Genomic DNA, 17,844 nt, shown 5'->3' with positions numbered 1-17,844 from the left:
CAGTCTGGTCCCCTCTCCCTCCGGGAGAGGGTTAGGGTGAGGGCACGTCATGCGGGGAGCGACGCACTTGCGGACCAACTCAATCCATCTCTTGCGGTTTCGCAGACCAGAGCGTGTCGGTCTGCGAAGCCGCAAGCGATGGATGATGCGTCTAGCCCAGGCTGGCCTGTCTGCAGTGTCGGGCCCTCACCCCTGCCCTCTCCCGGAGGGAGAGGGAACAGCCGTCTGGCTAGTCGACGGGGTCTGCATCACCGGACGCCTGCGCGTCGCGCAGCTCATCGAGCAATCCCGCATCGACCGATATGCCGGCCGCCGTGCTCGCGCCACCCGCGACGGGTTTAGCCGACTGCCGGCGGGTGCGGGCGAGGTTGACCAGCGCGACGGCGACGGCGCGGGCCTGGGCGGACATGGTTTTCTTACCACCCACCGCGGCCAGCAGGCGCTGGGCGCCACCCGCGCCACCGCGGGCCAGGTCGATCTCGCGGAACGTCGCCAGCGTGCGCCGCAGCCGCCGCATCGCCTTGCGGCCGACCGGCGACGCCAGCCACGCCTGGAACTGCTCAGGCGGCATTTCCATCTCCGCCAGCAGTTCGGCGATCGGCTTCGTCGAGTGGTTCATCTCGGCGATCAACTGCTCCATCTTCAGGTTTCGCTTGTGCATGGTTCGGTCCCTCCGAAGGTCGTTCACGGTCGAACAGGTAGTACACCGGCTTGTCGGCCGGCGTGCCGGTGATGCGCGTCATTCCACCGGCGACAAACAACGGGTGCGCCCGGCCCATCTGCGCCGACGCCTCGACGTAGCGCGTGGGGCAGTGCGTGCACAGCCACCGCACGAGCGCCGATGCCAGCCCCAGCGAGCGGAACTGCGGGTGCACGATCACCCGGCTGATCGTCCGCACGTTCGCGTTGGCGAACGCGATCTTCTGCCCGTAGCGCAGGCCGGTCAGGCGGAACGCGCGATCGCGCCCGCCATTGACCGCGGTGGGCCAGGACAGCACCCCCACCGCGATCGCGCGCTCGTCGGCGATCGGCGCATCGCGGGCGGCGTAACGAATGGCCCAGATGGCGGCCCAGGTCCGCGGGTCATGCTGACGGTAGTGAAAACACCGAAGCGCCAGGTAGTCCGCACGCGTGCCCGCCACGATGCGGAACCGCCCGGGCAGGAAAGTCGGCATGATCGGAATCATGGGTACCTCCAATGGTTTTGGATTCGTGAACGGAGGTGTGCGTGAGCGCGACCCCATAGCCCCGGGCTTGCCCGGGTTCTTCGTAGATGCCCCCGGGCAAGCCCGGGGCTATGTGGCGCGCAAGTGCGTCACGTCCGGCGCGTCCACGTGATCGAGTTGAAGTCGCACCGCACGACCAGGTCGGGCACGAGCGCACCACCCAGGTCGTCATGGCTCGTCGCGACGATCGCGCCAAGACGAGGCGACGCATCGATCGCCCGGCGCAACGCCCGCGCGACGACGTGCGCCGTCACGCGATCCAGGATCGCCGCGAATTCGTCGGCGATCAGGATGGACTTCGGCGGCGCATCGTGCACCGCCCGCGCCAGGCGCAGGCGCCATCGCTGGCCATCACTGAGCGTGTTCGGCGGCTGCAGGTAAGTGTGGGCCTCACCAAGGCCGAAGCGCGCCAGCAGCATCAGCGCCGCCTCGATGTCGTCGCCGAACTGGTCGATGACCAGGCCGTCGCGCCACGCGATGTCTGCCAGATCGACGAAGGCTTGCGCCGCGGCGTGACGCGCGCGCAGTCGACGCAGGAGCGAAGTTTTTCCCGCGCCACTGGGACCGGTGACCAGCATCAACTCGCCCACCTTGGGCAACGGCACCTCCACGTCGCGCGCCCTGGACGCCGCGACATCCGCGGTCGTGTCTAAGTCGAACCAACGCGCCACCTGTTGCGCCATCGCGCTCGGCGGCGCCGGGCGGAGTTGGCCGATCGACGGCAATGCGACGCCGGCGTCATTCGCTTGAGAAGACATGGTCAGACTCCTGATATTCGAAGGAAGTTCGTTGCGAAGGTGCGAGCGGAGGGAACGCTCACACCGACCCGCAAGCGGGGTCGAAGGACGCAGGCCTTGGCCAGCTTTCCCCCCATCGTCCCACGGCAGTAGGAATGCTCGCCGACGGCGATGACGCCGGCCGGACGGTTACCGCCGACCGACGCGGGTCCACTCGCGCTGGGCGCGAATGCCGCGGTGCCAACCGCGGATGAAGTGGATCGCGGCCCGAACGTCGGCAAGGCGCATGCAGTGCTTGCCCGCGATCGTGGCAATGCTCAGCCGTTGCAGGAAGTGCTCGACCCCGATCTGCCGATATTCGGGCGCGATCGGGCAGGTGTCGTCGAGCAAATCGACGACCAACGGGTCGTACAACCGCGCCGCGATGCGCTGTAGCCGCCGGGTGACCGTACCGGCCGGAACGTGGAAGACCTCCCCTAGTTTCCGCCGGGACAACCGCCCCTGCAGCGCCAGCTCGACCAGCAGGCGATCGTCGCGCTCGAGCAACCGCGCCCGCTTGAGGATGACCGTCGGCTCCCCGTCCAACGCCCGCGGCGTCACCCCGTCCACCCGCTCCATCACGCGGCTCTCGTGAATCGGCATGACCGCTCCTTCTGTTGTTCACCATTCAACAAACATCGGATAAGGATCAGAAACCGGTGCCACGGCTCCAAATCCTCTCACCTGCACTAGAATAGCTGAATCCGCTGCGCGAGGCAAGAAAAAACCCTAACAAATACCTTACATGCAATTTAGTCAAACCAGAGCGTTGGAATCTCTATTGAATGGTGCTTCGACGCCGTGGCGCAAGCTGCGGATTCCGCGCGTTTCGCATGCTGTCGCCCTTAAGATTCGCGCGTTACGCCGCGGCGTGGGACGGGTGTATCGCGATCTCTCATCCACACCAGAGAACATCTGCTCCACACGTTACTGAACTGCGAAGCAGCCCTAAACGCAACTCTGTTGCAAATGAACTTGACGCCCAAGGATGACTTGCTACACTCGCACACATGCCATCATGTTGCATGTACATCACGAGTGCAAGTAGAGGGCAGCGCGCCTTCACCCTTGTCGAGTTGCTTGTGGTCATCGGCATCATCGCGCTGCTGCTAGGCCTGTTGATGCCCGCGCTTGGCAAGGCGCGCCAGCAGGCCAGCGCCACCAAGTGCTTGGCCAACATGCGCAACATGGCGATGGCCCACGCCATCTACGTGAACGACAACAAGGGCGCGATCATCCAGGCCGGCTTCGGGCATGGTTCGACCGTGCACGATGAGCAGGGCGCCTGGTTCTACACGCTGCAGAAGTACTACGCCGCCCCGCTGCTGCTGCGTTGCCCGAGCGACGACAGCCCGCACTGGGAAGGTGCCACGCCCGTCCCGCCGTCCACGCTCGCCGACCCGCGCTGGCGGCGGACCAGCTACGGCATCAACAACTTCTTAGATGTCGAACTCTGCCCGACCGGCGTGAACTACCCGGCTGGGCCCTACCGCAGAATCACCCAGGTGCGGCAGTCGTCGGCGGTCGTGCACTTCATCGAGATGCCGATCGTCGGCGAGTACGCCGGCAGCGATCACCCGCACGTGGAAGACTGGTGGGTGCCGCCCGGCAACCCGCTCGTCACGCTCCACAACGCCGCCGACCAGATGGCCACCCACATGCACGGCGGCAAGCGCGCCACCTGGGACGCAGCGGCCAACTACGCGTTCCTCGACGGACACGCCGAGCGAATGCGATTCCGCGACGTTTTCGTATCGCGGGCACAGAACAAGTTTGACCCGAACGTGGCGCGATGAGCGGCACGGGGCGTCATTTAAATCGCCACGCCTGTAATGGCCCCTGCGAAGGTCGCGGGGCCGACGTGGCGAGCAGGTAGTTCACGACAACAGGAGAGAGTACATGCAACGCTTCATCGCTTCTTCCATCATCGCAATGGGCCTTTCAAGCTCAGCGGCTTATGCCCAACACGTTCATGGCGGCGACATTGAACTGGAAATCGAGGACAACGCCATCGTCACGCACGGCGCCCGCGTCTTCGAGGGCGAGCTCAGCACCGTAACGGCATCGACCAGCAGCCCCGGCTTCGACTCCGAAGATGGCACGTTCGCCCCCAACACCCCGGTGACGCTCACCCTGCTGAGCGGCCTGGATGCCTGGGACTCGGCGACCTCCACCTTCGTTAGCCCCGGTTCGCTCGGCTCGGTCGCTGAGGGCTTGCAGATCTACAACGGTAACGTGTCCGTGCTGCCCGACGCCATCAACACGGCCGGCGGTGGCAACACGCTGACCGTGAACACCAACGGCGCCGGCAGCTGGCACGAACACTTCACGTTCAGCCTGGAAGCGCCGGGCTCGGCCACGCCTGACATAGGGGTGTACCGCATCGAACTGGGCCTCTCGACCACGCAAAGCGGCGTCGACGACTCGCTGCCGTTCTGGATCGTCCTGAACTACGGCGACTCGGAGTTCAACCACGAAGCCGCGGTCGACGCGACGATCGCCGCGGTCCCCGAGCCCGCGACCGCCGGGCTGCTGGCGCTCGGTGGCCTGATGGCGTTGCGCCGGCGCCGCGCGTCGGTGTAAAGGTTCTCTAAGCGGTGGGAGGCCCGTCATCTCGCAGCTGACGGGCTTTTTCATCGCTCCGCTAATTGCATATGCAGCTGCATATGTAATTAGCTTGTCTCGCATCGAATGTTCAACAGTGCGGCCCACCGGTGCGCTAACACCGATGGGCCGCGGGTCACAACTGCAGCCGCATGATAAGCGGCAGAGGAGTTCTCGTGAATCGCATTGCAAACACCGCCGGTGCCGTGGCGCTCGCGTTGGTCGGTTTAATCGGTCCGGCCGACGTTCAGGCCGACATCGCCACGTACTACATCGGCTTGGACGGGCGCAGCGCGCCGTTCAACGAGGCCGGCACGGTGCCGGCCGTCGCCTACCCGGACAACCCCAACCACAACCGCCTCACGTTGCTGCTGGCGCACGGCAATCACTATCACTCGATCGGCACCTACAACTACACCGGCCCCGCCGGCTCGCCGACCCTGAACGACACGAGCACCAACAATCGCCTGCCCGAGACGTACCAGAACATGCCCCCGATCTCGCTTCAGTCCGGCACGGGATCGACCTGGGGCGGCACGTTCCGCAGCGGGCTGCCCAGCGCCCAGCTGCAGGACGTGGAGTACGGCAACCTCGAGTTCCGCAACGCTCACTCGCTCGTGAATGAGGGCGTTGAGGGCAATGTGCTCTTCAACAGTTCCAGCGGTCGCTGGAACGATTCGCTGGACGGGGCCGACATTCACCTGGAGCTCATCTCCGCGACGCCCGGTCTGAGCATCGCGATCGGCGGCAACATGAACGCCCTGACGGCCGGCAGCGACGTCCACCTTGGCGACGGAGACGAGTTCTTCCAAGTGCTGCCCACGTTCTGGGTCGACGATTCGGCTGCGCCCGGCAGCACCTACTCGGCCGAGTTCCGATTGACCGACGGATCGGGTACGTTCGGCGACTCCGGCCGATTCTTCATGGACTTCCAGGTCGCCGCGGTGCCGGAACCGGGGGCGCTCGGCCTGCTGGGCGCGTGCGGCCTTGCCGCGCTCAAGCGACGCCGGCGCGTTGGGGGGACGCAAGGGTAGTTTGCGCCAGCAAAACGTAAGGAAGGATAGACACGCCGGACGGTTCGCTTGAGCGACCCGTCCGGCGTTCTTCGCTTAAGAGAAGCAGACTACAGCGCGAACGTACGCTTCGCGCTGTGCTCCAAACCGTCGTTCTCGTCTTCGCTCAGATGGCACGAAATTCGTGGCAGCGCCGGCGTTGGACCGTGGCATGGGCGCCAGAGCCCATGCGTATGGATTGGAACGAGGAATCTGATTAGCTCGGTACGCGCCGGCCAAAGCTGCTGAAACTTATCTGATCGCCTGGCCCTATTGCACGCATGGGCTCTGGCGCCCATGCCACGGAACGCCAAGAGCGATCAAACTGATAGACGTTGCGAAGTGTCTACGCCTGCCCGAACAGTTCGCGGACCTTTGCGCCGATGTCGGCCGAGCGCATCAGGCTCTCACCCACCAGGATGCCGCGCACACCCGCCTCGGCGAGCTTCTTCACGTCGGCGTAGGCGTAGATGCCGCTCTCGCTGACCAGGACGCTGCGGTCCTCGATCAAATCGGTCATGCGCAGCGTCGTGCCGAGGTCGGTCTTGAAGGTGCGGAGGTCGCGGTTGTTGATGCCCAGCAGGCTGTAGCTCTTGTGGGGGAAGCCGATCACGCGGTCGAGCACGCGCATCAGGTTGTCGACGTCGTGCACCTCGATCAGCACGGTCAGGTGCAACTCGGTCGCCAGGATCTGCAAATCGACCAGTTCGCTGGCGCTCAGGCACTCGGCGATCAGCAAAATCGCGTCGGCGCCGGCGGCGCGGCTCTCGTAGACCTGGTAAGGGTCGACGATGAAATCCTTCCGCAGCACCGGCAGCTTCACCGCGTCGCGGATCGCGTGAATGTAATCGAGGTGGCCCTGGAAGTACTTCTCGTCGGTTAAGACCGACAGCGCATCGGCGCCGGCGTCGCGGTACTGCTTGGCGATATCGACGGGGTCGAAGTTCTCACGGATCACGCCGGCGCTGGGGCTGGCCTTCTTCACTTCGGCGATCAGGTTCACGGGCTTGCCGACGGGCGTCTTCGTGATGGCGTGGAAGAAGTTGCGCGGGCGGCCGAGGGTTTGGATGGTCTCCTTGAGCGATTCGACGGGCACGCGCACCTTGCGCTCGGCGACCTCCTGTCGCTTGGTGGCGATGATCTCGTCGAGGATGGTGGGCTTGGCGTCGGACATCGCTACAATCGGCCGCCCCCCAACCGGGGCGCGAGCGGGTCAATGTATAACGGATGGTAGGCATGTCAATCGTCGTTTCCGTCGCCGAAGCACCCGCCGTGCAAGACGTGGCCGCGTTCGCGATCGTTCTGCTGCTGATCGGCCTGCCCCTGGCGCATTGGGGTGGCGTATTTCGCCGGCGCAGCGTCGTCGGACCCGAACGCTGGGAATCGCGCGGCGATCTGGGTGGGATGTTCATCACGCTCGGTGTGGCCCTGGTCGCATGGCTCGGCCTGCAGTGGGCGATCTTCAGCTACAAGGCTGGAACGCTCACGCCCGAACAACGGCAAGGCGACCTGTTGTCCCTGCTGTCGCCGGGCGAGACGGCACTGCTGATGACGCTGCCGGGCGTGGTGGGCGCGCTTGTTCTGGTCGGCGGCAACTTCCTGCTGGGCCGTGGGCTGGTGACGCGATTGGGCTATGGCCTGCGGCATTTTCTCGACAGCACGTGGCCAGCTTTTGCGGGCATCGCGATCGTGCTGCCGTTCGTCTTCGCGATCGGCAGTTTCGCGACGCTCATCTACCAACTCGTCGGCTATGAACATCCCGAGGCGCACGATGTGTTACTGCAACTGAAGACCGCGACCGGCGGCTGGGCGCGATGGGGATTGCTGCTCGGCGCAGTCGTCGTCGCGCCAGTGTTTGAAGAACTGCTGTTCCGCGCCCACCTGCAGACGATCTTAGCGGCGTTCTTCGATCGGTTGAGCAGGCGGAGTGAAGTCCCCGAGGCTACCCCCACGCCCGCGCTTGCCCCGCGTGGTGGCTTTCCGGTTGGTGAGGCTGATCCCAACTTCACAACCATCCCCTATGCCCAGCCCGGCCCGGTCGCGCGGGCCTGGCCGCGTTGGGCGGCCATTTTGACGACGGCGTTGCTGTTCGCGCTCGTCCACGCGGCGTGGACGGCGCCGCCGATCTTCCTGCTGGCCGTCGCGTTCGGGTACGCGTATGAGCGCACGGGCAACCTGTGGGTCTGCATCCTCATGCACGCGATGTTCAACGCGGTGTCGACCGCGATCTACGTGAGCGTGCCCACATAGCCCCGGGCTTGCCCCGGGGGCATTGACGAAGGCCCCGGGCAAGCCCGGGGCTAAATGATCACACGCATCAGGCTCGCTTTGCTTGCTATGGCGTATCCTCTATCCTCCATCGCGATACCATGACCACCGACGACCAACTCGCCATCCTCGCCCGACGCGCCGAACGCATCCTGCCCGAAGCCGACTTGCGCAAGAAGCTCGAACGATCGAAGCAGACCGGCAAGCCCCTGCGCATCAAGCTCGGCATGGACCCCACCGCGCCGGACGTTCACCTCGGTCACGCCGTGCCCTTGGGCATCGTGCGGCAATTCCAGGACTGGGGCCACAAGGCCGTCATCATCATCGGTGACTACACCGCCCGCGTCGGCGATCCCAGTGGCCGCAACAAGACGCGCCCGCCATTGAGCGGTGACGAGATCGACAGCAACGCTAAGACGTACGTTGCGCAGATCGACAAGGTCCTGCGCACCGATCCCGAGCATCTGGAGATTCGCTTCAACAGCGAGTGGCTCGGCAAGATGGGGCTGGTCGACATCATTAAGCTCGCCAGCCGAAAGACCGTCGCGCAGGTGCTGACGCGCGAGGACTTCGCCAAGCGCTACGCCGAGGGAACCGACGTGCGGCTGCACGAGATCCTCTACCCTTTGCTGCAAGGCTGGGACAGCGTGGCGATCGAAGCCGACGTGGAGATGGGCGGCAGCGACCAGCTGTTCAACAACATGGTCGGCCGGGAGTTTCAGCAGGAGGAACAGCCCGACGACGCGCTGGCGGGTCAGATCGTCATCGTCACGCCGCTCTTGGTCGGTCTCGACGGCACGAAGAAGATGAGCAAGTCGCTCGGCAACTACATCGGCCTGACCGACCCACCGAGCGGCCCCAACGGCATGTTCGGCAAGATCATGAGCCTGCCCGACAGCCTGATGGAAAGCTACTACCAACTGCTGACCACACTGCCGCTCGACGAGATCCGCCAGCAGATCGCCACCAAGCCGCGCGACGCAAAAGTGCGGCTGGCCAAGCACATCATCGCCTGGCTGCACGACGACCAAGCCGCGGCGACTGCGGAAGCCGAGTTCATCCAGCAGTTTGTGAAGAAGGAAGTCCCCGACGAGATGCCCGAGTTCACCGTGCCCGCCGGCCCGCACAAGATCGGCCCGCTGCTCGTGCTGGCCAAACTGGCCACCAGCAACGGCGAGGGCACCCGCAAGGTGAAGGAGGGCGCCGTCAGCATCAACGGCGAGAAGGTCACCGACCCGCAGAAGGAATTCACGATCACCGCCGAGCCAACCGTCGTGAAGCTCGGCCGACGGTTCGCGCGGGTGCGGGTGTAGGCGACAGGATCGGGGCGCGCTCGTCCAGCCTTGTACTGCCCAGCCGATGCCCTTACCCTTTCCCGCTCATTCTTCTCACCCTTCAGGAGCACTTTCGATGGCAAAGATGTGGCGGAACGCAGTGGTCGGTGTGGGCGTGGTCGGCGATTGGCACGTCCGGTTGATCAACCAGATCCCCAACACCCAGCTCGTGGCGGTGTGCGATCAGGATACGGCCAAGGCGCAGGCGTCGCTCGACAAGCACAAGATCACCGGCGTGAAGGTCTACGCCGACGAGGCCGAAATGCTTGCCAAGCACCCTGAGTTGGAGGTCGTCCACGTCTGCACGCCCAGCGGCAACCACATGGACCCGGCCATCATGGCGATCGAGGCGGGCAAGCATGTGATCGTCGAGAAGCCGATGGAGATCAGCCTCGAGCGCATCGACAAGATCATCGCCGCGGCCAGCAAGAAGGGCGTGAAGCTGGCGGGCATCTTCCAGAACCGCTGGAACGGCGCCAACCGCGCGCTGAAGGATGCCGCCGACGCCGGTCGGTTTGGCACCATCGCCTGGGCCGGTTCGATGACGCCGTGGTACCGGTCCGACCAGTACTACCGCGAGGGCGGCTGGCGCGGCACGTGGAAGCTGGACGGCGGTGGCGCGATCATGAACCAGTCGGTGCACGCGGTCGACCTCATTCAATGGGTCGTCGGCCCGGTGAAGCAGGTCAGCGCCTACGCCAGCAGCCGCATTCACCCGGAGATCGAGGTCGAGGACACGCTCAGCTGCTCGCTGCAGTTTCAGAACGGCGCGTTCGGCACGATCGTCGGCAGCACGGCGATGTACCCCGGTGGCGCCGTGCGCCTGGAAGTGGGCGGCGGCGACGGTCACGCGGTCAGTGAAAACAGCCTCGTCCGCTACAAGTTCCGCAACGAGACGCCCGAGGACGAGGCCCTGCGCGAGCGCCTCGGTCCGGGCGCCGGCAAGGCCACCAGCACCGCCGGTGGCTCCAGCGCGACCGACGTGCCGCTGGACATGCACGGCCACAACATCGTGCACATCCTGGAACGCTGGGAAGCCGGCCAGGAAGCCGACACCAACGGCCCCGAGGCCCGCAAGGCCGTCGCGATCATCCTGGCCATGTACGAGTCGGCCAAGAAGAACGGCCAGCCGGTCGAGGTGAAGTAATTGCAGGCGCGGCCCTGTCTGACGGATCAACGCGAGTGCTCATCTGCGTGGTTGTCACCCCGATGGGAGCCTAAAGGCTAGCGGAAAAGAACCCAATGTCATCCTGAAGGGAGCGGTAGCGACCTGAGGGATCTCCCAAGGCTGAGAGCCGTCCGTGGTTCGAGATCCCTCGGGTCGCCAAGGCCCCCATCGGGATGACATGGCTTTTGCCAGCGCATTAGGTGAGGGTGACTTCGAACGGCGGAGTGCCCACGAATGGGCACGAAGGAACACGAATAAGAGCGAAGCAATCTGGGGCGACAACATACTTGATTCACTGCTCTGGTCCCCTCTCCCGTGTACTCGCGGGGGAGGGCTAGAGAGGGGGTCGGTTTAGACGCGTCCACGCTATGCCCCACCCTAGGCACTGTCTGACGAATCAAAGTGAGTGCCCATCTGCGTGGTTGTCATCCCGATGGGAGCGGTAGCGACCTGAGGGATCTCGAATGACGAGCGATTCACGCCCGTGGGGAGATGGGTCGGGTCGCTACCTCTAGGGTCGGGATGACAAGCTTCTCGCCCACGCGCGATACGTCAGACGGTGCCTAACCCTCCCCCGGAATGCCGGGAGAGGGGACCGGAGAGACAATCGCTTGCTCAGGAGTGCGTCAAGTAGGTAAATGCCCAATCTTGCCTCTTCCCATTCGTGTTGATTCGTGCCCATTCGTGGACACTTCGCCGTTCGAAATCACCCTCACCTAACCTCTCCCGGCGTACCGGGAGAGGGACCGGAGCGACGTCGTCTTACTTCGTAAGCGCCCCGGCAGGACGACAAGTCTATTTGGCCGGCGAGCGTGCCTGGCCAGCATTCGCTTTCCACTTCCCACTTTCCCCCGCCGCTTTCCTCGCACGGCCTGCGCTACTACGATATGGGGACATGCCCAGCCCTGCCGAAGTCATTCTGAAGGCCCACGACTTGCGCCGAACCCCGGTCCGACTGGGCGTGCTGGACGTGTTGGCGGGTGGGAAGCATCCGCTGGACGCCGCCGAGATCATTGGCAAGCTGTCGAGCCACATCGACCGCGTGACGGTCTACCGCACGCTGAACACGTTTGTCGACAAGAAGATCATCCACCGCGTGCGCGGCGAGGATCGCTCGTGGCGCTACGCGATCGGCGACGCCGCGACCCGCCAGCACGCGGCCAACCACAGCCACCCCCACTTCGTCTGCGACGACTGCGGCGAGGTCGAATGCCTCGACGCGGCCCAGATCCCGACCAACTTCGTCCAGTCGATGAAGGTGGAATCCGACTACCGCATCACCTACCCCGAAGTCACGCTCCACGGCTCCTGCCCCAAGTGCAGCAAGGCCGACGACGCCGAGTGACATAGGCGGCGCGCAACAGTTGGCAGCGTGCTGCCGCCCTGCCGCTAATCGTCATCCTTGATAGGTGTTGAAGACCGCGGCCGCTCCGGCCGTGGCATGGGCGTCTCGCCCATGCGTGCCGTGAGGCCGAACGACACGATTGGTTGCAGCGGCTCGGTCGGCGCAGCAGCCAACAAATAGAGCTTCCAGTTCCAGTCCACACGCATGGGCGAGACGCCCATGCCACGGGAAGACATCCGCGACGATGTTCGTTGACACCCTCTCAGAACGACCGATCCATTCGCATTGCACGCGCACGGTACTGACGTTCCCCCACTACCCCTGTTGAATCGAATCCACCACCATCTGGTAGACGGTTTCCACGCGTTCCGGTCCTCGCTTCACGTTTACGTGCAGCGTGCCGGTGACCTTCACCAGGCCCTGGTAGTACGGTAGCGCCTTGCCGTCGCGGCCGGTGGCCTGCACGAAGTGCTGGATCTGCGGCGGGCCGCTGAAGCAGCACTTGGCGATGCTGTAGACGAGGTCGAACTTGCGAACCTCATCGCCGGCCGAGTTGGCGAGGTACATCTCGCCGACCAGTTCGACCTTCTTGCCGTCCAGCGCGCGCCAGCGTTCGGGGACGTCCTCGATGGTGCCTTTGACCTGGTCGAACGGGAAGGTGCTCATGGCCTTCAGGTTCACCTCGGTCACGTCGCCGCGCACCTTGATGCCGCCACTGACGACCTCGTCGACGTACCAGTAGATCGGCGTGCCGACCAGCACGATCGCGATGATCGAGAACGCCAGCAGCCGAAAGTTGATCCGCTCGGACAACGGGACGTTGGTTTGGTTTGTGGATGTCATAGCTTCCTCGACATTATGGATTGCAGGCGACAATCCGATCGTGACTGCCTTCACCGTGGCATGGGCGTCTCGCCCATGCTCGCGATGGGGCCAGTCAATCTCATTTATGCCTGCCTGCATGGCCGGCGCTGTTGGTCATAAATCCAATTTTCCATTCCACTCCGCACGCATGGGCGAGACGCCCATGCCACGGTCGGAGCGGACGCGGCGTCGTTCTTTGACACCGTCTCAGGATAACGAGCGGCGAGGATCTCTGTTCTGATTCCCATCACCGGACCGCTGGCTTCACGCTCGTCACGTTCAGCTCGAACAGGCTGACGATGAACTCATCGTCCTTCTTCTCTTCAACGACGAGCGTGCCTTCACAGACGATCTCGTCGGGGTAGTAGTTCAGGCCCTTATCCTGCGGCACGTGAACCACGACCATGTGCTGCAGTGACGGCGGCGCGCCGAAGCAGCAGGAGAGCAGATCGGGCACGAGCGCGAAATTGGTGATGCGGCTGGCCTGGTCGAGCGGGATCATGTATCCGCTGAGCCGCACCTTCACGCCGTTGAGCGCCTTCACGTCGGCCGGGACGTTGCCACCCTTGTCGGCGTCGTACTGGAAGTTGCCCAGTTCCTTGATCGTCAGCGGCAGCACCGCGTCGCCGGTGGGCGCGACGTGCTTCTTGCGCTTGTCCGGATCGGTCGGTGGGTCGTTCGGATTGACCAGCATCGACTTCGGGTCGAACGCGGCGGCGGCCTTGGGGTCGGCGATGTTGCGCTCGGCGACGCGGATGTACTCCTGGATCTGCTTGAGCTTGTCGGGCTTGTCGGCCAGCGATGCCTCGAGCTTCTTCAGCATCGTCAGCGACTTACGCCACTCGCTGTTGGCGAACGCCTGCATCGTGCGCAGCTCGTAATCGGCCGGTAGTGGCGCGGCGGCGGCAGCGGCCGGTGCGTCGGCGGCGGCCGGTTGTGTGGTCTGCCCGAATGCCACGGTCGGGGCAAGGGCGAGGGTGAAGATCAGGAGGTGACGTACCATGAGTTAACTCACATTCAGTAGATCGCGCTCCGGTCCCTCTCCCGGTACGCCGGGAGAGGCTAGGTGAGGGTGACTTCGTTCTACCGAGAACCGTCAGCAGTTCGAAATCACCCTCACCTAGCCTCTCCCATGAGTACATGGGAGAGGGACCAGAAATCAGCTCGGCACCAAGTTCGTCGCCACCGGCGTTTTATACGCGGCGGCGGCGGGAACGAGGCCGGCGAGGGTGGCCAAAACAACTACGCCAACCAAGTATAGCAGTTCACGCTCGTCGATCGTCGTCCATCGGATGCTTTGACCCAAAAACGCCTTCATGTATCCCGACCCCACCGCCGCCACCGCATGACCCAGCACCAGCCCCAACAGGCCCCCGACCAAGCCGATCAGGCCCGCCTCTAAGCAGATGATCGACAAAACTTTAGCGCGCGTAGCGCCCAGCGCCCGCAGGATGGCGATCTCCCGCCGTCGGGCGGCCACCGAGTTGTAGATGCTCACCAGAATGCCCACCGCGGCGACGATCGTCACCAGCGCGCTCACCAGCAGCAGCACCAGCGTGCTGCTGCGTAAGAACGTGTCAAAAAACTCTCGCATCACCTGGGCCGGGTTCACCGCCAGCGCCTCGTTGCGCACGCGGAACATGTACATTAATTCGTTGGCGCGAAACGCGCTGCTGTCCCCGCCGCGCGCCTTCACGAGAACGGCCGAGAGCGCCCACTGGTCCTTGGGCATGTGCAGTTCGACCGTGCCGTCGTCGTTGATGTGGTAGACGTGGTCGTGATGGTCGTGGTTGTGCCCATGACCATGGCCGGCCTCGGCATGGTCGTCGTGATCATCGGTCACGGCATGATCATCGTGGTCGTCGGTCACGGCGTGATCGTCATGGTCGTCGGCCGCGTCGCCTTGGGTCGCGGGCCCGTGGTCGTGCGCGTGCGTGTCGGGCTTCGGCTGCAGTTCCTCGGGCAGTTTCGTGGGGTCGATGCCGGCCCGGATCATCGCCTGGGCGCTAAGGCCCTCCTCGTGGTCGGGCACGCAGTAGAACGTGATGAGCGGGATGAAGATCACGCGGTCGATCGCAGTGCCGGTCTTCTTCAGCCGGCCGACGACCTTCCAGGTCTCGTCGTGTACGTCGGGCTCTGCGTTGGGCTCGGGGACGCCGTGCGTCATCTGGAACGTGCCGCCCATGTCGAGCCCGCTCATCTGCGGCACATCGGCGCCAATGACGGCCTCGAACTTGTCGGCGTGAAAGCTGCCGCCGGTCTCGAACTCGTACGCTTTGTCGCCAGAGTACCGGATGATGCTGTCGGCGGGCAGCGGGGTCTTACCGTCGTTCTCGAAGCCGAACATCTTCGGCAGCGTGGCGACGATGCGGTGGTTCAGGTAGCTGTCCCCCACCGCGATCGGCACCGCGATCTTCACGTTGCGGCGGTACTGGTTGTCGGTCACCAGCATCTCGTACATGCTGTACGGGATGTTCCCGGGGCTCTGGTCGATGTGGTAGACCGTGTTCATGACCAGCTGCATTGGCGAGCCGCGGTTCACACCGATGATGACGTCGTACCCGAACTCGGTCTGCCCGAAGAGCGACTTGCCCTCGCGGTAGACGATGAGCACCGCGATCGCCAGCGCCACGCCGAGCGTGACCGACAGCAACGTCAGCCACGTGCCCAGCGCCCGCTGACGCATGTTCTTGAGGATGATCTGGAAGAGGTTCATGGGATTGCGGAGTTCGGATTGCCGATTGCGGAATGGAGAACACGGGAAGTCAGGTCGCGGCTTCGGGCTGCGGTCTTTCAATCCGCACGCCGAGATCCGCACTCCGCAATTCCACCTTCTTGGCCGCTCGGTTCAGTTCAAACAAATCCACGACGCGCTCGAACTGGCCGGTGATCTGGGCGTCGTGGCTGACCAGCAGCAGGGTCGCGCTGACCTCGCGCGACAGCTTGCGGATGAGGTCGAGCGCCTGCTGCGCACTGACGGCGTCGAGCGAGCCGGTCGGTTCGTCTGCCAAGACCAGCTTGGGCCGGTTGGCCAGCGCCCGCGCGATCGCGACGCGCTGCTGTTGGCCGACGGAAAGTTTTTCCGGGTGATAGTTCAATCGATCGCTCAGGCCGACCTCGTTCAGGAGATGCTTCGCCCAGTTGGCGTCGGCGGACCGACCGGTGAAGCTCATGCCGAGCAGCACGTTTTCTAAAGCCGTGAAGCCGGGCAGCAGGTGATGCGTCTGAAAGATAAACCCGACGTTGCGCCCGCGGAACGCGTCGCGTGCCGGTTCACCGATGGCGGCGAGGTCGGTCTGCCGGCCGTCAATGGAATACAGGATTTGTCCGCTATCGGGCGACAAAATACCGGCAATTAGGTTCAGCAGCGTCGTCTTCCCCGACCCGCTGGACCCGACGAGCGCGATCTGCTCCCCATCGCCCGCCGCGAACGCCGGCACGTCGATCACCGGCACCGCGCCACCCTCCGGGGAACGGTAACTCTTCTTCAGGTTGTGGAGTTCTATCGACACGCGCAGTCCTTCCCGTTGCGCCCTACCTTAAACGATGGCACGCGCAAGACGCAACAAAGTTGCATGTCGTTTTGCGATCGGGAACAGGCCCGATCTGTCTCTGGTCCCTCTCCCGGTACTCCGGGGGAGGCTAGGTGGGGGTGCATTTCGAACTGCAGATGGACCACGAATTGGCACGAAGGAACACGAATGGGGAAAGCCGAGATTGCTCCTATTCGTGTGCCTTCGTGTTCATTTGTGGGCGGTCTTCTTCTCCGTGCGTCGACATTAGGTTCGGAATCACCCCCACCCAGACTCTCCCATGAGTACCGGAGAGGGGCCAAACTTAGTTCGGTCCCTCGTTCCTCTGCTCGACACGAGGCGTCCCTGCGCGGTTCTCCGGATCATCCCGCACGGCCCGCTCGTTTAAGTTCTGCCGTTCCATGAGGATACCGACCATCTGCGCCAGCGTGGTGATCTTGCGGTCCTGCATCGACACGATCGTCAGCAGTTCGAACACCGCCAGGAACAGGAAGACCGCCACGCAGATCAGCGCGAGCGTGTTGTATTGCATCTGCAACCGCTCGGCCATCCAACCGACGCCGTCCTGCCAGAAGGCCAGGCCGATGAACGGCAGGCCCATCAGCATGAACAGCAGCGCGTAGCGCTCGCGCAGCTTAAACTGGCGAAGGCGGCGCAGGGCGAGAATGAGCAGGCCGAAGCCCAACACCACCAGAAACACGCTGCGGATCCACATCGGGCACCTTCCTGCGCGGCCACGGGTCGCGCACGAGGTCGAGCACGACGCAGACGAAGACCTTCAACACGTAAAACATCCCCGCCAGCATGCCGATGCTGCTGGCCCCGCTTCGGCGCTGCCGCATGCGCACCGGCACCTCGGAAATGCGGAACCCCGCCCGCTTCAACAGCAGGATGACCTCCGGCTCGGGGTAATCCTCCGGATACCAATGGGCAAACGCCTCAATCACCTCGCGGTTCACCGCCCGGAAGCCGCTCGTGCAATCGGTGATGCGCATGCCGGTCAGCACGCGGATCAAAAACCCCAGTACGAAGCTGCCGGTCATGCGCATGATCGACTGCCGGTACTTCACGTTCTCTAAAAACCGACTGCCGAGCACGAGGTCCGACCCTGTTGTCGTCATGTGATCGACCAGCCGCAGCACCTCCAACGGCCGATGCTGCCCGTCGCCGTCGCACTGGATCGCGATGTCGTACCCGTGCAACGCCGCGTACCGGTACCCCGCCTGCATCGCCCCACCAATGCCGAGGTTGAACGGCATGCTGATGACCGTCGCACAATCCGGCACCTGGACGGCGGTGTCGTCGGTCGACCCGTCGTCCACCACCAGCACGTCATATCCCGGCAACCACCGGCTGAGCCGTGCCACCAGCTTCCCCACCGATCGCGACTCGTTAAACGCCGGAACGATGATCAGGCAACGCGGGGAAGATGAGGACGCAACAGCGGGCATGGAAAGGCCCATTCTAGCGGGAAGGAGAGGGAATACGAATGACGGCGGGGCCGATCCCCCAATCCCATGCCCCGCCGCCCCACGAATGACCCACAATACGGCTGGCAATTCATCCGCGTGCTCGTCCTCCTGAGCGGTTGCTTTTTCAGACGGACGGGCCCGCTCTTCCCGTGGCATGGGCGTCTCGCCCATGCGTGTGGATTGGAATGAGAAATTTGTTTAG

General features: G+C 64.1%; 19 protein-coding genes. 7 read left to right on the top strand and 12 right to left on the bottom strand.

The window, feature by feature from the left end:
* Window positions 1–229: 229 nt before the first annotated feature.
* The 4 genes from VGN72_15810 to VGN72_15795 form a co-directional block, all read right to left on the bottom strand.
* Window positions 230–661 (bottom strand): hypothetical protein, encoded by a 432-nt coding sequence (locus tag VGN72_15810; GenBank protein HEV7300832.1) that lies wholly within the window; start codon window positions 659–661, stop codon window positions 230–232.
* Window positions 561–1,187, bottom strand: coding sequence for a GNAT family N-acetyltransferase (locus VGN72_15805; protein ID HEV7300831.1), 627 nt, complete (start codon window positions 1,185–1,187; stop codon window positions 561–563). Before VGN72_15805 ends, VGN72_15810 begins: the two co-directional genes overlap by 101 nt.
* Before the next feature lie 128 nt (window positions 1,188–1,315).
* On the bottom strand, window positions 1,316–1,984 hold the full coding sequence (locus tag VGN72_15800; protein HEV7300830.1) for a hypothetical protein: 669 nt from the start codon (window positions 1,982–1,984) through the stop codon (window positions 1,316–1,318).
* A 168-nt stretch (window positions 1,985–2,152) separates the two neighbouring features.
* Complete coding sequence (locus tag VGN72_15795; GenBank protein HEV7300829.1) at window positions 2,153–2,605, bottom strand: hypothetical protein; 453 nt, start codon at window positions 2,603–2,605, stop codon at window positions 2,153–2,155.
* A gap of 407 nt (window positions 2,606–3,012) precedes the next feature.
* Between VGN72_15795 and VGN72_15790 the strand changes: the two genes are divergently transcribed.
* From VGN72_15790 to VGN72_15780, 3 genes are all read left to right on the top strand, one after another.
* Window positions 3,013–3,798 (top strand): prepilin-type N-terminal cleavage/methylation domain-containing protein, encoded by a 786-nt coding sequence (locus tag VGN72_15790; GenBank protein ID HEV7300828.1) that lies wholly within the window; start codon window positions 3,013–3,015, stop codon window positions 3,796–3,798.
* Between the two features lie 103 nt (window positions 3,799–3,901).
* Window positions 3,902–4,585, top strand: coding sequence for a PEP-CTERM sorting domain-containing protein (locus VGN72_15785; GenBank protein ID HEV7300827.1), 684 nt, complete (start codon window positions 3,902–3,904; stop codon window positions 4,583–4,585).
* Between the two features lie 197 nt (window positions 4,586–4,782).
* A complete protein-coding gene (locus VGN72_15780; protein HEV7300826.1) occupies window positions 4,783–5,640 on the top strand; it encodes an all3515 family Zur-repressed PEP-CTERM protein in 858 nt (285 codons plus the stop codon).
* A gap of 364 nt (window positions 5,641–6,004) precedes the next feature.
* Here the strand turns inward: VGN72_15780 and trpC are convergent, their stop codons facing one another.
* The gene (gene trpC / locus VGN72_15775; protein ID HEV7300825.1) at window positions 6,005–6,832 is read right to left on the bottom strand and encodes an indole-3-glycerol phosphate synthase TrpC; all 828 of its coding nucleotides are present in this window, start codon (window positions 6,830–6,832) and stop codon (window positions 6,005–6,007) included.
* A gap of 62 nt (window positions 6,833–6,894) precedes the next feature.
* On the opposite strand from trpC, the gene VGN72_15770 reads away from it, so the two are divergent.
* From VGN72_15770 to VGN72_15755, 4 genes are all read left to right on the top strand, one after another.
* On the top strand, window positions 6,895–7,908 hold the full coding sequence (locus VGN72_15770) for a CPBP family intramembrane glutamic endopeptidase (GenBank protein ID HEV7300824.1): 1,014 nt from the start codon (window positions 6,895–6,897) through the stop codon (window positions 7,906–7,908).
* Window positions 7,909–8,027: 119 nt separating this feature from the next.
* Window positions 8,028–9,239, top strand: coding sequence for a tyrosine--tRNA ligase (tyrS, locus tag VGN72_15765; GenBank protein HEV7300823.1), 1,212 nt, complete (start codon window positions 8,028–8,030; stop codon window positions 9,237–9,239).
* Between the two features lie 97 nt (window positions 9,240–9,336).
* A complete protein-coding gene (locus tag VGN72_15760; GenBank protein HEV7300822.1) occupies window positions 9,337–10,407 on the top strand; it encodes a Gfo/Idh/MocA family oxidoreductase in 1,071 nt (356 codons plus the stop codon).
* A gap of 916 nt (window positions 10,408–11,323) precedes the next feature.
* Window positions 11,324–11,773 (top strand): Fur family transcriptional regulator, encoded by a 450-nt coding sequence (locus VGN72_15755; protein HEV7300821.1) that lies wholly within the window; start codon window positions 11,324–11,326, stop codon window positions 11,771–11,773.
* Window positions 11,774–11,817: 44 nt separating this feature from the next.
* Here the strand turns inward: VGN72_15755 and VGN72_15750 are convergent, their stop codons facing one another.
* The 7 genes from VGN72_15750 to VGN72_15720 form a co-directional block, all read right to left on the bottom strand.
* Window positions 11,818–12,009 (bottom strand): hypothetical protein, encoded by a 192-nt coding sequence (locus tag VGN72_15750; GenBank protein ID HEV7300820.1) that lies wholly within the window; start codon window positions 12,007–12,009, stop codon window positions 11,818–11,820.
* A gap of 79 nt (window positions 12,010–12,088) precedes the next feature.
* Window positions 12,089–12,616, bottom strand: coding sequence for a hypothetical protein (locus VGN72_15745; protein HEV7300819.1), 528 nt, complete (start codon window positions 12,614–12,616; stop codon window positions 12,089–12,091).
* Between the two features lie 268 nt (window positions 12,617–12,884).
* Window positions 12,885–13,640 (bottom strand): DUF3299 domain-containing protein, encoded by a 756-nt coding sequence (locus VGN72_15740; GenBank protein HEV7300818.1) that lies wholly within the window; start codon window positions 13,638–13,640, stop codon window positions 12,885–12,887.
* A 156-nt stretch (window positions 13,641–13,796) separates the two neighbouring features.
* Window positions 13,797–15,353: an FtsX-like permease family protein gene (locus VGN72_15735; GenBank protein ID HEV7300817.1), complete on the bottom strand. Its 1,557-nt coding sequence runs from the start codon at window positions 15,351–15,353 to the stop codon at window positions 13,797–13,799.
* 49 nt (window positions 15,354–15,402) lie between these two features.
* Complete coding sequence (locus VGN72_15730; protein ID HEV7300816.1) at window positions 15,403–16,149, bottom strand: ABC transporter ATP-binding protein; 747 nt, start codon at window positions 16,147–16,149, stop codon at window positions 15,403–15,405.
* Window positions 16,150–16,474: 325 nt separating this feature from the next.
* Window positions 16,475–16,885, bottom strand: coding sequence for a DUF2304 domain-containing protein (locus VGN72_15725; protein HEV7300815.1), 411 nt, complete (start codon window positions 16,883–16,885; stop codon window positions 16,475–16,477).
* On the bottom strand, window positions 16,806–17,621 hold the full coding sequence (locus tag VGN72_15720; GenBank protein HEV7300814.1) for a glycosyltransferase family 2 protein: 816 nt from the start codon (window positions 17,619–17,621) through the stop codon (window positions 16,806–16,808). Before VGN72_15720 ends, VGN72_15725 begins: the two co-directional genes overlap by 80 nt.
* Between the last annotated feature and the right edge of the window lie 223 nt (window positions 17,622–17,844).

This window comes from Tepidisphaeraceae bacterium, assembly GCA_035998445.1.
Taxonomy (GTDB): Bacteria; Planctomycetota; Phycisphaerae; order Tepidisphaerales; family Tepidisphaeraceae; genus DASYHQ01.
The sequence above is the reverse complement of the archived record's forward strand: the minus strand, read 5'-3'. Positions and strand labels throughout refer to the sequence as shown.

What these genes read in the sequence shown, in the direction of transcription:
- VGN72_15720 (HEV7300814.1), bottom strand. Translation starts at nt 17,621, where the DNA reads ATGCCCGCTGTTGCGTCCTCATCTTCCCCGCGTTGCCTGATCATCGTT.
- VGN72_15735 (HEV7300817.1), bottom strand. Translation starts at nt 15,353, where the DNA reads ATGAACCTCTTCCAGATCATCCTCAAGAACATGCGTCAGCGGGCGCTG.
- VGN72_15810 (HEV7300832.1), bottom strand. Translation starts at nt 661, where the DNA reads ATGCACAAGCGAAACCTGAAGATGGAGCAGTTGATCGCCGAGATGAAC.
- VGN72_15740 (HEV7300818.1), bottom strand. Translation starts at nt 13,640, where the DNA reads ATGGTACGTCACCTCCTGATCTTCACCCTCGCCCTTGCCCCGACCGTG.
- tyrS (HEV7300823.1), top strand. Translation starts at nt 8,028, where the DNA reads ATGACCACCGACGACCAACTCGCCATCCTCGCCCGACGCGCCGAACGC.
- VGN72_15800 (HEV7300830.1), bottom strand. Translation starts at nt 1,984, where the DNA reads ATGTCTTCTCAAGCGAATGACGCCGGCGTCGCATTGCCGTCGATCGGC.
- VGN72_15750 (HEV7300820.1), bottom strand. Translation starts at nt 12,009, where the DNA reads ATGTCTTCCCGTGGCATGGGCGTCTCGCCCATGCGTGTGGACTGGAAC.
- VGN72_15725 (HEV7300815.1), bottom strand. Translation starts at nt 16,885, where the DNA reads ATGTGGATCCGCAGCGTGTTTCTGGTGGTGTTGGGCTTCGGCCTGCTC.
- VGN72_15755 (HEV7300821.1), top strand. Translation starts at nt 11,324, where the DNA reads ATGCCCAGCCCTGCCGAAGTCATTCTGAAGGCCCACGACTTGCGCCGA.
- VGN72_15760 (HEV7300822.1), top strand. Translation starts at nt 9,337, where the DNA reads ATGGCAAAGATGTGGCGGAACGCAGTGGTCGGTGTGGGCGTGGTCGGC.
- VGN72_15770 (HEV7300824.1), top strand. Translation starts at nt 6,895, where the DNA reads ATGTCAATCGTCGTTTCCGTCGCCGAAGCACCCGCCGTGCAAGACGTG.
- VGN72_15795 (HEV7300829.1), bottom strand. Translation starts at nt 2,605, where the DNA reads ATGCCGATTCACGAGAGCCGCGTGATGGAGCGGGTGGACGGGGTGACG.
- VGN72_15790 (HEV7300828.1), top strand. Translation starts at nt 3,013, where the DNA reads ATGCCATCATGTTGCATGTACATCACGAGTGCAAGTAGAGGGCAGCGC.
- trpC (HEV7300825.1), bottom strand. Translation starts at nt 6,832, where the DNA reads ATGTCCGACGCCAAGCCCACCATCCTCGACGAGATCATCGCCACCAAG.
- VGN72_15745 (HEV7300819.1), bottom strand. Translation starts at nt 12,616, where the DNA reads ATGACATCCACAAACCAAACCAACGTCCCGTTGTCCGAGCGGATCAAC.
- VGN72_15785 (HEV7300827.1), top strand. Translation starts at nt 3,902, where the DNA reads ATGCAACGCTTCATCGCTTCTTCCATCATCGCAATGGGCCTTTCAAGC.
- VGN72_15805 (HEV7300831.1), bottom strand. Translation starts at nt 1,187, where the DNA reads ATGATTCCGATCATGCCGACTTTCCTGCCCGGGCGGTTCCGCATCGTG.